Source organism: Peribacillus muralis (genome assembly GCF_001439925.1).
GTDB classification, from domain to species: domain Bacteria; phylum Bacillota; class Bacilli; order Bacillales; family DSM-1321; genus Peribacillus; species Peribacillus muralis.
The window spans coordinates 44,609-59,877 of the sequence record NZ_LMBV01000012.1 but is presented as its reverse complement, the minus strand read 5'-3'; the positions used below and the strand labels follow the sequence as shown (position 1 = coordinate 59,877).

The 15,269-nt window shown below is 42.1% G+C and carries 13 protein-coding genes and 1 riboswitch; of the genes, 2 read left to right on the top strand and 11 right to left on the bottom strand.

The window, feature by feature from the left end; genetic code table 11:
• Positions 1-46: 46 nt before the first annotated feature.
• Genes ASU00_RS15305 through ASU00_RS15290 form a run of 4 tightly spaced genes read right to left on the bottom strand, consistent with a single transcriptional unit; the run spans position 47 to position 3,985 of the window.
• Entirely contained in the window at positions 47-817 is a 771-nt protein-coding gene (locus tag ASU00_RS15305) for a LysM peptidoglycan-binding domain-containing protein (RefSeq protein ID WP_057914340.1), read from the bottom strand.
• Positions 818-1,420, bottom strand: a complete 603-nt coding sequence (locus ASU00_RS15300) for a CPBP family intramembrane glutamic endopeptidase (protein WP_057914339.1) — start codon at positions 1,418-1,420, stop codon at positions 818-820.
• The gene (locus ASU00_RS15295) at positions 1,410-2,921 is read right to left on the bottom strand and encodes a RecQ family ATP-dependent DNA helicase (RefSeq protein WP_057914338.1); all 1,512 of its coding nucleotides are present in this window, start codon (positions 2,919-2,921) and stop codon (positions 1,410-1,412) included. Before ASU00_RS15295 ends, ASU00_RS15300 begins: the two co-directional genes overlap by 11 nt.
• On the bottom strand, positions 2,921-3,985 hold the full coding sequence (locus tag ASU00_RS15290) for a YpbB family protein (protein WP_057914337.1): 1,065 nt from the start codon (positions 3,983-3,985) through the stop codon (positions 2,921-2,923). The genes ASU00_RS15295 and ASU00_RS15290 overlap by 1 nt, the downstream gene beginning before the upstream one ends.
• A 289-nt stretch (positions 3,986-4,274) precedes the next feature.
• Here ASU00_RS15290 and ASU00_RS15285 point away from each other — a divergent pair, with 289 nt between their 5' ends.
• On the top strand, positions 4,275-4,523 hold the full coding sequence (locus tag ASU00_RS15285; protein ID WP_057914336.1) for a ferredoxin: 249 nt from the start codon (positions 4,275-4,277) through the stop codon (positions 4,521-4,523).
• A gap of 108 nt (positions 4,524-4,631) precedes the next feature.
• On the opposite strand, the gene ASU00_RS15280 is transcribed toward ASU00_RS15285, so the two are convergent.
• A complete protein-coding gene (locus ASU00_RS15280; protein WP_057914335.1) occupies positions 4,632-5,213 on the bottom strand; it encodes an ECF transporter S component in 582 nt (193 codons plus the stop codon).
• Between the two features lie 166 nt (positions 5,214-5,379).
• A riboswitch (FMN riboswitch) is annotated at positions 5,380-5,515 on the bottom strand.
• Between the two features lie 612 nt (positions 5,516-6,127).
• Here ASU00_RS15280 and serA point away from each other — a divergent pair.
• Positions 6,128-7,702, top strand: a complete 1,575-nt coding sequence (gene serA / locus ASU00_RS15275; RefSeq protein WP_057914334.1) for a phosphoglycerate dehydrogenase — start codon at positions 6,128-6,130, stop codon at positions 7,700-7,702.
• A 63-nt stretch (positions 7,703-7,765) separates the two neighbouring features.
• On the opposite strand, the gene ASU00_RS15270 is transcribed toward serA, so the two are convergent.
• The 6 genes from ASU00_RS15270 to resB all read right to left on the bottom strand — a co-directional run bounded on the left by ASU00_RS15270 (position 7,766) and on the right by resB (position 15,268).
• Positions 7,766-8,986 carry a hypothetical protein gene (locus ASU00_RS15270; RefSeq protein WP_057914333.1) on the bottom strand — a complete coding sequence of 407 codons (1,221 nt, stop codon included), beginning with the start codon at positions 8,984-8,986 and terminating at the stop codon, positions 7,766-7,768.
• Positions 8,952-9,512 (bottom strand): RNA polymerase sigma factor SigX, encoded by a 561-nt coding sequence (sigX, locus tag ASU00_RS15265; RefSeq protein WP_057914411.1) that lies wholly within the window; start codon positions 9,510-9,512, stop codon positions 8,952-8,954. The genes ASU00_RS15270 and sigX overlap by 35 nt, the downstream gene beginning before the upstream one ends.
• A 189-nt stretch (positions 9,513-9,701) precedes the next feature.
• On the bottom strand, positions 9,702-11,492 hold the full coding sequence (locus ASU00_RS15260) for an ATP-binding protein (protein ID WP_057914332.1): 1,791 nt from the start codon (positions 11,490-11,492) through the stop codon (positions 9,702-9,704).
• Positions 11,489-12,205, bottom strand: coding sequence for a response regulator (locus ASU00_RS15255; RefSeq protein ID WP_057914331.1), 717 nt, complete (start codon positions 12,203-12,205; stop codon positions 11,489-11,491). Before ASU00_RS15255 ends, ASU00_RS15260 begins: the two co-directional genes overlap by 4 nt.
• 242 nt (positions 12,206-12,447) lie before the next feature.
• Positions 12,448-13,626, bottom strand: a complete 1,179-nt coding sequence (gene ccsB, locus ASU00_RS15250) for a c-type cytochrome biogenesis protein CcsB (protein WP_057914330.1) — start codon at positions 13,624-13,626, stop codon at positions 12,448-12,450.
• Positions 13,619-15,268: a cytochrome c biogenesis protein ResB gene (resB, locus tag ASU00_RS15245; protein WP_057914329.1), complete on the bottom strand. Its 1,650-nt coding sequence runs from the start codon at positions 15,266-15,268 to the stop codon at positions 13,619-13,621. Before resB ends, ccsB begins: the two co-directional genes overlap by 8 nt.
• Position 15,269: the final 1 nt, after the last annotated feature.

Sequence of the window (15,269 nt, the reverse complement as noted above, 5' to 3'; positions counted from 1 at the left end):
AAGGATCCAGAAAATAACACCCTACCAATCAGGCAGGGTGTTATCATTATTTCTTAATAGGGATTTTCAAAACCTGCCCATTGGAGATTTCATTGCCATTCAGTCCATTCCACTCCCTGATCAGTGCAATGCCTTCCTGCGATTTATAATAATTCATTGAAATCCGGAAAAGGGTTTCCTGCGCTTTAACGGTATGTAAGAGAACCTTATACTCATCACTATCAGGTTTTGCGGCTTGAACGTTTTGGGCTGCTTTCTTCTTTTCTGCAGCTTCCTGCTTGGCTTTTTCGTCAGCTAGTTGCTGAGCCCTGGCCTTTTCTTCAGCTTCTCGCTTCGCTTTGGCCTTCTCTTCGGCTTCTTGCTGGGCTTTGGCCTTCTCAGCCTTTTTCTTTGCTTGTTCCTGTTCTTCAGCCTTTTGCTCCTCTGCCTCCGCCTTAGCCTTCGCTTCTTCTTTCTCTATCATCGCTTCTGACTTCGGAGATTCTTTGTCATCCTTACCTTTCAAATCATTTGCAGTTGCTGTAGTTGGAATTGCTTCTTTCTCATCCTTACTGTTATCAACAACGATTGTGTTAGGTTTAGGATCTTGATCTGGTAATTTCTGAAGATATGTATAAAGGTTGTAAAAACCAATCGGAAGCAAGATGAAAAACAACGCCAATGCCTGAATGATCGGAAACTTAAACTTCACCTTACTTTTTTTCTTTTTATGAACTTTACTGCGCTTAGGCAATGACTTAGCCTTATGACGTTCAATTCGCGAACGAAGTTCACCCGCCTGATCGTTTTCCCTTTCACTCTTTTGCACACGATTCACTCAAGTCACCCCCCTTCTTGTTCCATGCTTTTTGCTTTTGTTCCTAATTAATACACCAAGAATAAAGTCAATCAAAAAATGGGCTATTATCGTCACGATGATATTATCGGTCCATTCGAATAGAAATCCGATAAAAAAGCTCAAAACCAATACATTTAAAAATAAAAACCAATTAAACAAGTAACGATAATGAATGACTGCGAATATGATGCTCGTCCAAAGCAGGCCAAAATGGGTTTGCAACACTCCACGAAATAATAATTCTTCACTTATCGCTACCACTGCGGCCACGACAAAAATCATTGAATATGACAAATTGCTGAAAATGCGTTCATTGATTCCACCATCATCCTGATAGGAAGACGGTGTCACTTTCATCAATACAACATCCAAGACCACCACCAGAACTCCAGCGGGAACACCGATCAGAAAAATGTTAAGGTCATCGAAGATAAATAAATTGAAAAATGCAGAACGGTCTTTAAATAAAATAATACCTAAAAAAAATGCCAACGTTAAGAGAATACTTTGTGTAAGAAACAAATTAAGGAGCAACTGTTTATTTGTCAGTTGTTTAATTAACTCAGCCTGCTTATTTTTCATTACCATTTTCCCTCTTCAATAAGATGAAGGCCAATTCCTCTTTCCACGTGGAATAGGAATTAACCTGATCGAGCAAAACATCAGGCCATACATCAATCATTTTTTGCGCGTTCATTCCGCAGTTATCACAGCATTGCTGATTTACCGCCTGCTGTTTTTCGTCAAAGTAATCCAAAACCCCTAAACGGCGGCATTCCTTTCGATATATCCAATTCAAAAACGTATGCAGCTTTTCCTGATTCGCTACCTTTCGCTTCTTGCAATATTCCTTCATCTTCACCACCTGATGTAACGGATTCTCATTGGCTTCGATGAGTTGAGTGAAAAAACGAGACTGGATTTCGTTCAAGGAAAAGAATTGGGACAGCTGTTCCTTTTCTTGAACGGTGAAATTGGCTACACTCGTGCCTGAGTCGTGTAAGTACGAACAAACCCCTTCGATTTGAGCATCGGTAGGCAATTGCTGTTCCATTAAATGCAGGGGAAGCCCTTCATCCCCTTCACTATATAGTAAAATGGCCACACTTTGCTTCTGATCCCGGCCTGCCCTGCCTATTTCCTGGAGGTATGCTTCCATTGTCGATGGCATGTGAAAATGGATAACATATCTGACATCCGCTTTATTTACACCCATCCCAAAGGCACTTGTTGCACAGATCATTTTCAACTGACCGGAAATGAATTGCTGCTGTATAAGCATCCTTTGTTCCTGTTCCATACCGCCGTGATAGTAATTGACACTATCTATCCCATTTTCCTGTAAAAACCCGGTCACTGCTTCCGCCACTTTTTTAGACGAAAAATAAATGATTCCACTGCCGGCATATTCTCTGACTAGCTCCAGAACACGGGATTGCTTGTCTTCGTACCCGTCCATCCGTTCAATCAGTATCGCAATATTCTCCCGGTCTACGGAGGAAACGATTTCCTTGGCTTGTCCTATGTTAAGTTTACTTACTATGTCCTCCCTGACTCCATTGGTTGCGGTTGCTGTCAGGGCTAACGTTAGCGGGTCATTCAGCTCCCGCCTCACTTCACCTAAATTCAAATAATCCGGGCGAAAATCATAACCCCATTGTGAGATGCAATGTGCTTCATCTATGACGAACAACCCTATTTCGATTGATTTTAAAGATTGAATCACACCGTCCAGGCTAAGCATTTCTGGGGATAAAAAGATAAACCGGTAATCATGTAACCGATCGAATGCCTCCCTTTTTTGATGAAGCGTCAAAAAAGAATTGAGGGTCAAAACGCTTTTTTCGCCATTCATTTTCAGCTGATCTGCCTGATCCTGCATTAATGATAATAACGGGGAAACAATCAGGACCGTCTTATTCAACAGGTAAGCAGGCAGCTGATAGCACAATGATTTACCAGATCCAGTTGGCAGCATCGCTAATGTATGACGGCCGGACAACAACGATTCAATCACTTCTTTTTGTCCTGGCCGGAATTCATCAAAGCCGAATTTTTTTTTAAGGAAACGTTCCATATTCATCATTGGTCACCCATTTTCGCGAGTACAAGCCGTATTTGGAAAAAGCTTATCTGTTTATTATCGACCATCTGCTTGATTGCCTTTAGCTTTTTAGTGCCAAGTTCCGTGATTGCTGCGGCAATATCACGTTCGTCTTTGTGTGACACATAATCCGCTATCGGAAAGCTTTTATCCGATAGTACAATTTCGACGAGATGGTCTTCAATGGTATTTTGCTTCAAGCTGCGGATTTCAGCGATTTCACCCATGTTTCTCCCTTCCCGCAAATAGTGCAAGGTCGTTTGTGTCGATTGGGTCAAATGAGGATCTCCACCCGTTTTCCAATCATATGTCAACGACGCCAAAAGGGGATGATCGGCTCCATCGCCCAACTCAGTAAGCAATTGATGCAGCGAGTCAAGAAACATGAACCGCACGTACTCTTCTTCTGCTCCCTTCCTTTTGGCAATCTGCTCGAACGTTAGTCCAATCCTGTTTACCCCAGTTAATTTCAAGATGAATATATCTCTTTTCAGATCACCTTGACCCTCTAATAACGAGACCAGTTCTTCATATAAATGCTGCGCAATCAAGTGTCGATCTTGACGATTGGTATGTAGGAATTCCTTTACGAAAAACTGGATTTTAGGGTTTCGTTGTATCGGATAAAAACGTCTTTCATTGTGGACAATATGGGATATGGTCTGTATGAGTAAATTTAACCTGCCCCAGAATACAGGGGTGATATTTTGGTATTTCCAGCCATTCAAGTGGGTTGGAAACGGGTTATTCAGCAAATATTCCGCTAATACGTTATCCCCCAGATCGCTAATTTCGTATGCATCGGTTTTATCCGTTAGGTTAATGAGCCCAACGGTCCTGAATTGCTCAATGTTTTGATTCAGTTGCTGACGGGTAATAACAGGCTTTGTCCCAAATATATCCGTTAACCCGAATAAATGGGCATCCTGAATCGTTTGTGACGACTTCTTCCCCTGCAGCATATGGTATATAGCATAAACGGAACGCTCGCCTTGGAATTTTTTTATCGCATATAGAATGATTGCCTGTAGATAATTATTCATGGGACTCACATCCTTATTTCATCTATCCATTATCCCTATTGTATCAAAAAACTGCAAAAATCGCCGTTTTTATTGCTTAATACAAGGAAGAATTTGTGACTATATGACGAAGCAAGGCACGAACAAAAAGAAACATTCGAATGTTTTCCATTGACATTCCGCTCTATGATAGTTATTCTCAATACAATTTCTATTGAAAAGTTCGGCATTCGGTCTTACAATAAGAAAGAGATAATAATCTGGATATAAAGATTATCAGTTGTTAAACAACTAAGGAGGGGTTATATTCATGGCTAAATTTACGATTGTGGATAAAGAAACTTGCATCGCATGCGGGGCTTGTGGAGCAGCAGCACCGGATATATATGATTATGATGACGAAGGGATCGCTTTTGTTACCCTTGACGATAACGAGGGAATCGTGGAAATCCCGGATGTACTTATAGATGACATGATGGACGCATTTGAAGGGTGTCCAACCGATTCTATTAAAGTTGCCGACGAGGCCTTTGACGGGGACGCATTAAAATACGAATAAACGCACAAGCCATTTTCAAACGAGAATGGCTTTTTTCATGCATGCTTTTATAGCCAACAAAAAAACCGGATAGCGCTATCCGGTTTTTTGTTCAAATCGTCAATGCCCTTAAGCATTTTTATATAAGATTTGCTTATTGATCCATGTCTGTAACTTAATGAACAGCAACATGAATACAGAGGTGATAAGCAAGCCCTTGATCACGTTGAAAGGTAGAATCGCAGTCGTCACGAGAGTTCTTGATTCTGGTCCCGACATGGCTTCCGCTCCCAAAAAGAAGGTGTAAGCCGGTAAAAAAACAAAATAGTTCAGGACACTCATGACTACCGCCATGGAAACTGTGCCCGCAAGCAAAGCGAACGTCATCCCTTTTTTCGAATTGATTTTTTTGAACACATAGTAGGTTGGCAACACGAACAGGATGCCCGCTAAAAAGTTAGCGATGTGTCCTATTGGTACAACTGTCAGCGTACCTGTCATGATTAAATCCAAGAGGTTTTTAATGAATTCAACCAAGATTCCAGCGACCGGACCAAAAATCAAGGCAGCCATCAATGCTGGAATATCACTAAAATCAACATTTAGAAATGAAGGGAATCCCGGAAACGGAAAATTCAAAAGCATCAATAAATACGAAATGCTTCCCATCATGGCCAGTGTCACCGTTTTTTTCACTTTGTTCTTTTTCATAGTTCTCTCTCCTTCTTTTCCGATCTACCTGAAAAAGAGGTTTGGGTTCCATCAGCATGTTGATGTTCAATAAAAAACCCTTTAATTCCGATCGAATTAGAGGGGTAAATTAAAGGTTACATCAAACAAACGTTCAGCAAATGATTGTTGAAACGCAATCAGGAACCTCCATCTTCTCCCATCCAGACTATACTGTCGGCTTTGGATTCACACCAAATCCTGCCCCGAAAGGCTCGCGGGCTTAGAAGGACATTTCCTTCATCACCGCCGGTGGGGAATTGCACCCCGCCCCGAAGATAGACCTATAAAATTTTTGTTTTAACAATCCAATTATATCCGATACTCTTACTCTTGAATAGCATTTTATTGTTATAGTATGAAAAATTTCCGTGTTTAGTTACCGTTATTACTTGGACGTCCTACTTCTGCTGGTGAACCCGCTCGCGTAAAGCCTGAGGAGGCTCACAGGCCGCCCTCTGTAAAGCTAAGTGCCTGAAGTGAAATGGAACGGTCTAAGTAAAATTCTCCAAACTGTAGGTAATGGCAAAACCATTTTATTAAATGCAAAGTGGAATGGAACGGAAGGCGGCGACACTCCTGCGGGAAATGCGGTTAAGGGGAGACACCGCAGGCGCAAGTGAAGTGCAATGAAACGGTCTAAGTACAAACCTCCAAAACTTTGGACAAACTAAATTTCAACATTTGTTTTCAGGTCGAGGAGCTAAGGAAATTATTTTTCTTCTTTAGCTTTCTGTCGTAAAACCAATAATACGGCCTACTTGAACGGTCAACTTATCACCTACCTCTTCATTAAAGCTCTTACATAAACGAGTACCGAATTGACATCATCCGCACTTCGATTGTAAAATTAACTGAAATTTAAGATAATTCTCTCACTAGGAAGGTGTGTAGTCGTGTATCGGATTTTAGTAGCAGATGCTATCAAACCAGAAGGACTCGGACCGCTATCAGAAGCATCCAATATTCTTCTCATCCAAAAGACGGTAGAGGAAGCAGCAAAGGAACTAGAGCAGATTGATGCTATCCTTGTAAGAAGCGCAACGAAGGTCACGGAAGATTTAATGGACAGGATGCCACAATTAAAAATCATCGCACGCGCAGGTGTCGGTGTCGATAACATTGACATCCCAGCTGCCACGAAACGCGGCATCGTCGTGGTTAATGCGCCTGACGGCAATACCATCTCAACAGCTGAGCATACGTTTGCCATGATGGCTTCGCTCATGCGCCACATTCCTCAGGCAAACGCCTCATTAAAGAATGGCGAGTGGAAGCGCTCTTCATACACAGGTACGGAACTTCGCGGTAAAACATTAGGGATCGTTGGATTCGGACGGATTGGAGGGGAAATTGCAAAGCGTGCTAAAGTGTTTGGTATGGATGTCATTGTATATGATCCATTCCTGACAGCTGATCGGGCCAAGAAAATGTCCGTCACATCCTTGCCCTTGGATGAATTGCTTCCTACAGCTGACATCGTTACTGTACATACACCTCTAACGGCTGAAACGAGAGGATTAATCAATAAAGAAAAATTGAACACTTGTAAAAAAGGCGTCTACGTACTGAACTGTGCCCGCGGTGGCATTTTGGACGAAGATGATTTATATGAACTGATCGTTCAAGGTCATGTTGCCGGCGCTGCACTGGATGTTTTCGTCGAAGAGCCCCCATTTGGCCATAAGTTGCTCGAACTCGATAGTGTCATTGCCACACCTCATTTGGGTGCATCAACGAAAGAAGCCCAGTTGAATGTGGCCGTACAGGTCGCACAAGAAGTATTGACCTATTTCGCGGGAAATCCAGTCTCAAGTTCCATCAATCTTCCGGCCATCTCTAAAGAGGTGTTTGAAAAGGTTCAGCCTTTCTATCAACTCGTTCAGCAAATGGGATCGATTGCTTCCCAATGCATGAAAGAAGGCATTCAGGAAATCTCGGTAACCTACGCAGGCGAATCACTCGACTTTGATACCGCGATCCTTACGAAAAGTTTAATTTCAGGTTTCTTCAAAACAAGAGTTGACGCATCCGTCAATGAGGTGAATGCTTTGCTCGTCGCAAAAGAGCGCGGCGTCACTGTCGGGGAAAAAATCTCCACGGACTCGTTAGGATACGCGAACTTGATTAGCCTTAAGGTTAAGGGAGATAACCGGGAATTAACGATCAGTGGTACGCATATCGACAATTACGGTTCAAGAATTGTAAGTTTGAATGGTTTCAAAATTGACTTTCTTCCGGAAGCACATTTACTTTATATCCAGCATACCGATAAACCCGGGGTAATCGGAAACGTAGGAAAAATCCTTGGAGATCACGAGGTGAACATCGCAACGATGCAGGTAGGCCGAAAAGAAGCTGGCGGAGAGGCCATCATGGTATTAAGCTTTGATGCCCCGCTCGAGGACAATCTGAAACAAGTTTTAATGGAAACGAAAGAAATCACCTTCATGGCCCGCATTTCATTATAAAAAAAGCAAAAGTGCCCGCATCCCGGGCACTTTTGCTTTTTCCTGACCTAATATGCCACCTTCTCACTTCATTTGGTTAGGGGCTCTCGGCACTGCTATGTCTCCAGTTAGATCCAGATTGCCCACTTTTTCAATTGGAGCATTTTCGAACTTCACTGTTTCATAACCAAAATCCTTCGCAATGAAAAGGATCGCTTCTAAAGCTTGCAGAACTTGCTCACTATTTTCAAAGGCCGAATCTTCTGCGAGATGAATGGTCACATGATTTCCTATAGACTTTATTCTTTCCCAGTTCAGATCTGTTGGAATTGCAGGAGATATTCCGTTTATTTCAGACTGCCTTTTTCCAGCTTGAAGTGCTTCTGCGAAATCCTGATATTGGGCAGTGCTTGGAACAAGTAATCTTGGAGAGGATTCATTTTTTTGATATAACAGGTACGTTCGATGTTTATATTGAGGTATATCCAGCTTCGTTAAAAAACCCCCATGAGAAAACCTCGCCCCTTGCTTACCATCTGTAGTAAAAATCAGCTTCTCTATATTGTGATATAAAAGGGTTTCTTCCATGGATAGGAGAAAAAGTCCATCATCAAGTAGTGGGCTATCCTCTTGAAACTCTATGTGAGCAGTGTTCTTATCGTTTCCTTCATTAAACGATACATCAAGCGGAAAATAGTCAGCTAACCCATATCGTTTTTCATCGATAGCGGCCATCTGCCTAACCAACTGATTTAGTGTATCCGATTCGTCAAATGCCCTCAGCTTGATGGAGATGGGTACGATGATATTCATTTGATCATCCGGTACCCCCAAGGTAATGGCGGATGAATGCTTCAGTTCATCCTCGTAAATCGCATGTGCGAACGCTTTCTCCTGACCGTGAGCAAAAGGCTCAATATCCAAAGCCTCGTCTTTGGATTGCATTTGCGCATGCTTGCTTGAAAGCGCTTGGTTCTCCTGTGCATCTTCCGAGCTATTTTCTTTCGTTTTTGCTCCCCGGCCTTCATAATCAGAAGATTGCTCACTTTCAGGAACCGATAGTTTTCGATTGCTTTCCTGTTCACCTTGACTTACCTCATACTCTCTTCCCATCCATATTGCTGAAGCAAAAACAATCATCAGGAATAGGGAAGCAATCCCTGCGATTAGTTGTAACGAGCGTTTCTTTTTCTTTTTAGCATATATTCCCGCCATAACCTCTTCCTTGGTCCTGTTGTCCTTCAGTTTCGGAAGCTCGCGTAGCATGTCTTCAATTTCGTTTTCGTTCCATGGGGATTTTTTCAATGCCGCTCCCCTCCTTCGCTGATAAGTCTTCCAACAGCTTTTTAATCGCCTTTAAGGCCCGGTGTTGGGTCGTTTTTACCTTACTTTCACTCCAGGTTAATATCTCAGCGGTTTCCGCAATGGACATTCCCTGTATATATCGTAGAATGATGACGGACCTTTGATTCGTGGTGCATCGGTTCAAGCATTGATAAAGATTTTGGATATCCTCGTTCAAGATTGCCACTTCTTCGGGAATCGGCTGGTAATCTTCAATCGATTGCCGGTTCCAATCGAAGTTAGCAAAAATTTTGTCTTTCCATCCTTTTTGTTTCCGGAAATAATCGATCGTCACATTTCTTGCAATGGAATACATCCAGGTTTTTTCACTGCTTTTCCCTTCGAATCGTTCATAAGCCTTCATGATCCTGATATAGACCTCCTGCACAAGATCCTCGGCCGTTTCTCGATTTTTAGTCATATAATAAATGAATTGATACATTTCCTGATGATATTTTTCATAAAGATCGTGGAAAACGGAATTCATCATTTCCCCACATCCGTTCATAAATATAGTCGTCAAACTTGTATAAAACGTTACACGATCCAGCTTCATTCTTAGAATAACAACACTTCTTCGTTGATAAAAAAACAAAGGCAAGTTGGAATTCAATCCAAATGCCTTTGTTTTCAGCGTTTCTTATGAAACAAGATTTTCTGGCAAACAACCTGTTATTCATTCAGGATTTTCCATAATTCGAGGCAAGATAAAACTGAAGGTTGTCCCTTTATCCGGTAAACTATTTACCGAAATGTAGCCATCATGGGCATTGATGATATTTTTTACGATTGCCAATCCCAATCCCGTACCTGATGCCCCGCGTGTCCTGGCTTTATCCGCTTTATAAAACCTCTCGAATACAAATGGCAAATCCTCTTCGGGGATACCCGATCCGGAATCCCTCACATCTATGACCAGGCTTCTACGATCACTTGTCCTTTGAATGACATCAATGTTCCCACCTGAAGGGGTATGGCGAATCGCATTATCTATCAAATTCGTCAAAACCTGTTCAATACGATCTGGATCGAAATTCCATTCGATATCATTATCTTGAAGGCTCGTCGATATGGAGATTCCTTTTTCTTTCGCAAGCACGGAGAACTTACTAGTAATCCTTTTCAAGTAAGGTGAAATGGGAATGCACTCGTAGTTAAGATTCATTTTTCCCGATTCCAATTTAGCTAAATCGAGTAAATCATTGACTAAGCGCCCCATCCTCAACGACTCATCATAGATGATTCGGGCCATTTCCATCTTTTCCTCTTCGCTGCCCGCTATATCATCAACGATCGCTTCACTATACCCTTGCAACATGGAAATCGGCGTTCTCAGCTCATGAGAAACATTCGCAATGAAATCCGTTCTTAGTTTGTCCATTCGCCTTTCATCACTCATATCGCGGATGATGGCAACCGCACCCCGAATATTGTTGGGATTGGTATATAGGGGACTGACAATCAATCCCCAGTCACGGCCCTGCAACGTTATTTCCCCTACTTGTTCCTTATCCAAAGACTCGGATTCATCAAATAGATTCATCAGCACCAAGGGGACATTCACATTATCTTCCCGGTTGTAGCCCTTTTCGAAGTACCAGGATTGCAGGAACCTTTCGGCTGGCGGATTCGTCTCAAGGATGGTGCCATCCTTATTGAAGGTAATGACCCCATCTGCCATACTGCTTAAAATGCTAGAAAGGTGCTCCTTTTCCTGGCTAAGCGCATTCATGTTGAATTTCAGCTGTTTTCTCATCTGATTAAACGCTATCGCCAGCTCGCCGATCTCATCTTGAGTCAGGATGGGGACCTTTGTATCGAATTTTCCTCTTGCAATCGCCAGCGCAGCTTCCCTCATCTTCACTAATGGAGCATTGATTCTCGTAGATAAAAAGAATGCAAAAAACGTCGTCAAAATAATGGCGATCCCGGCTGCCAATAAAATGAACTGGGTCGTCGATTTAGTCGTTTCTTCCATCGACTCCAACGATTGAAATAGGAAGACTTCATCCTGCTCTCCATTCAACTCAAGCGGCACCCCTACAACGATTGCTGATAATTCCTCGTTGCCGTTATCATCAGAAAGCGCCATTTCCTTTTTGACGGTCTTCCTTTCTGTAAAAACCTTGATCAATTCGGGGTCAGACTTGATTGATTCCGGTGTAATCTCAAGCTCGTTATCGCCGATGGATGAGAAGACCATTTTGTCATTGTTCAAAATGATCATTTTCGTTTCTTTACCGATTAATTCAGAGGCAATTTGTAAAACATCCGTGTTTGATCCTTGATGATCATTTGTTACCTTGATGATTTGTTCTGCCGTTTTCGTTAAATCATTTTCAATATTTTCAATTTGGAAATTCTCAAAGAATTCGACGAGCAGAACGGTTAAAACGATTAATACAAATGACACAAGCAATAGGATCGTTGCCCAAAGCTTCCCTACGACACTCCCCCATAACATCAGTCATTAATGACTTCGAACTTGTAACCGACACCCCAAACCGTAACAATCATCTTGGCTGCATTTTCCGATATTCGGTTTAGTTTTTCACGTAGGCGTTTTACGTGTGTGTCAACAGTTCGAAGATCTCCAAAGAATTCATAGTGCCATACTTCTTTTAACAGCTGCTCCCGATCGAAAACCTTGTCAGGTGATTTCGCTAAAAAATATAATAATTCATATTCCTTAGGAGTTAGGGAAACCTCTTTGTCATCGGCCAGCACCCTATGGGCATCATTATCGATCGTTAAATGGGAGAAGACGATCACATCTTTTGCGGTCGTTTCTGTCTGAACGTAACTAGTCGTTGAAGATCGACGCAATAAAGCCTTGACCCTTAACACGACTTCCCGTGGGCTGAACGGTTTGACGATATAATCATCGGTTCCCACTTCGAACCCTTGTACCCGGTTCACTTCTTCTCCTTTAGCAGTAAGCATGATGATGGGTGTCGTTTTCTTCTCCCGGAGCTCACGGCAAACTTCGATTCCATCTTTACCAGGCATCATAATATCCAATAAAATTAAGTCATATTCATTTTCAAGGGCTTTCGTTAATGCCTCATCACCATTTTCAGCTTCATCGATGATGTATTCCTCTCTTTCCAAATACATCTTTAACAGCCTGCGGATTCTTTCTTCATCATCCACCACAAGAATTTTAATTGCATGATCCATTATGTAATCAGCCTCCTATCCTATATTCTACAAAATGAACACTTCGATGACTAATATTATTTCCATCCAAAGTACGATAAAAAGGCAATGTTCGCATCGCGACGACGGACATTTCACCATTTCGTCACAATAATGTAAACGGCCACTACAGAAAAAGGGATCATTCTCTAGAAACATCGATTAACCAACTCCTCGATGTTTCTATCAAAAGACCCCTTTATTCTTACCATAACAATACAGAATCAAGCGTATGAATGCAAACCGGCAATAACGAGATTAACAAAAATCAAATTAAAGATCATGATGGCGAAACCGATGACGGCAAGCCAAGCTGATTTTTCCCCTTGCCATCCCTTTGACATGCGCAGATGCAAGAAAGCTGCATAGAACAGCCAGGTAATGAGTGCCCAGACCTCTTTCGGATCCCAGCCCCAGAATCTTGTCCATGCCACTTGTGCCCAGATCATGGCAAAAACGAGTGCACCGAGTGTAAAGATTGGAAAACCAATAAGGACCGAACGATAACTGATCTCGTCCAATAGGCTCAAATTCACATTTTTAACGATCGGCTTTATGAGTGCCGCTACCCTTTTACGAGCTATTAATCTTATTAGACCATAAAGGATGAGACCGGCTCCAATTGACCATAAAACTGTATTCAGTTTTTTGGCATTGATGATCGCTGGCATGCTCACAAGCGGCTCAAACCGATCCGCCTCGATTAGCTTCCCTTCATGGGGACCCACTAGTGCAGGAAGGTTATATTCCTGCTTGTCTGCAGCACCCTTTTTATCGATCCAATCGAAATTCGCTTTGTAATCCAACGCTGCAAAGGTCGATGTGATGATGACAAAACCGATGGTGCTGACTAACGTGAACATAATGACCTCAAGCCAAAACGTTCTTTTACTGGAATGTGTTTGATCGACGAATTTAACTAAATATATGATGGCTGCAACGAAACTGATCGCAAGAATCGACTGACCTGCCGCAGCGGTCGTAACATGAATATGAAGCCAATCACTCTGCAACGCAGGAATGAGTGGCGATATTTCTGTAGGGAACATACTGGCATAGGCAATGATCAATAACGCAATCGGTAAAGCGAATAACCCAAGGGCGGGTGTCTTATATAGGAAATAAATTAATATGAATGCACCGACCAGCATCATTCCGAAGAAGGTCGTAAATTCGAACAGGTTACTTACAGGGGCATGGCCTGCTGCAATCCATCGAGTGATGAAATACCCAATTTGCGCAGCGAAACCAAGAATGGTGACGGAAATGGCCAGCTTAGCCCATTTATTTTGTTTCTTTTCTTCCGCTCCCCGTTTATCCTTTATCGATCCCCCAAATAAGAAAGTGGCGACTAGGTATAGCAAGAAAGCTGCATATAAAAAGTTACTGCTTATTTCAGCCATTTAAAACTTCCCCCTTAGTAGAAGATTTCTCCTCCTCAAGTTGATCTGTTGGTTCAGAAAGAGATGTTGATTCTATCGCTTTTTTGATATCTCTTTTGATACCGTGCCAGTTTTTGTTTGTATGACCGGCCATTACTATCTCATCTTGTTTCCGTTTGATCCATATACGACGGTGATTCCAATACGAGCCTTGGACAACACCCACCATGAAAATGATTCCGCCTGTAAATAGAATCCAGAGCGTTAAATCCTTCCGGACCGTCAAAGCCGTGACATCTTGGGTCTCAACACCATTGAAAGCCATTTTATACGTGTTTTCACCCAATGGCTCAGCAGTCTCTTTAATCGCCACGAAACTTACTTCTCCCTCTGGCTTGTCCGGAGTATGCATTTTAAAGATAAATGCCGGATTATTCGGAATCTTCGATATCGTTCTCGGCTCGCCTTTATCATCAAACTCGAAGTCCGGGAAGTAACTGATCAAATCAACTGAATATCCTTTATTCAACTCATATCTCTTTTGCGGATTATTCAAATCGATCTTTACACCGCCAAATTTCTCTTCCGTTTTTTTGTTGATCAAATTAAAAGCCATCGTACTGAGCTCATCCAGCTTATAATCTACTTGGTAGAGAGAGTAATGATCATGTTTCAGAGGTTCATTGACTTTGATTTTATAATCTTTAACCTCTTCAAGGTCGACTTTTTCCCCCGGAAGGGCATCACCCTTGCGTTCATAGAGCGTGACATCGGATTGATAGGTTTTCGCTATCGTACCGGTTTTATCTATCGCGGCACTGTATTGTTCATCCTCTTTATTGCCTTTGTCATACACCTCTAAGGTAAATTCATTATTCTTGAGATAATATTCTCCATTCGTGCCGGGAATCTCTTTTCTCTCGCCTTCCCTTAGCCAAACGACTTTATCGATATACATGCCCGGGACAGAACGCAGTAAGGCGCCAATTAAAAAAATGATAAGTCCAATATGATTAACATACGGTCCCCAACGTGAAAACCGGTTTTTTTCGGCTAGTATATGGCCGTTTTCCTCACGAATATGATAACGCTGCCTTTTTAGTCCAGCTTTTACTTTGTCCAGATTTATATCATGGTCATCAAGCTTTGTTACTCCATATATTCTCTGGCGTTTCATGAACCCGTCATGTCGGGTGATTCCTTGTTTTTTTAAAGAACGGTATAGCGGGAAGAAACGATCGATGCTGGCGATCAAAAGCGATATGCCCAGCATACCAATGATGATCAAGTACCACCAGGAACTATACAAATTATGAAATCCGAGTTCATAATACACCTTACCGAACCAGCCGTATTCCAATTCATAATGCTCCGCCGGCGTCGCTGTTGAAGGGATATACATTTCCTGTGGTAAAATCGTACCGACGGCTGAAGCGATCAAAGCAATGACAATGAGCGTCACCCCTACCTTGACGGAAGAAAAAAAGTTCCATATTTTATCAACGATCGTTTTCTTGTAGGTTTGGGAACGCCTCGCACTTCCTTCATAGCGCATATCGATAAGCTTATTTTCTTTTTCACTACCAAGCACCATTCCGCACTTCCCACAAATCTTCGTGCCAAACGGATTTATATGACCACAATCGCATTTTACTTCTTTCATG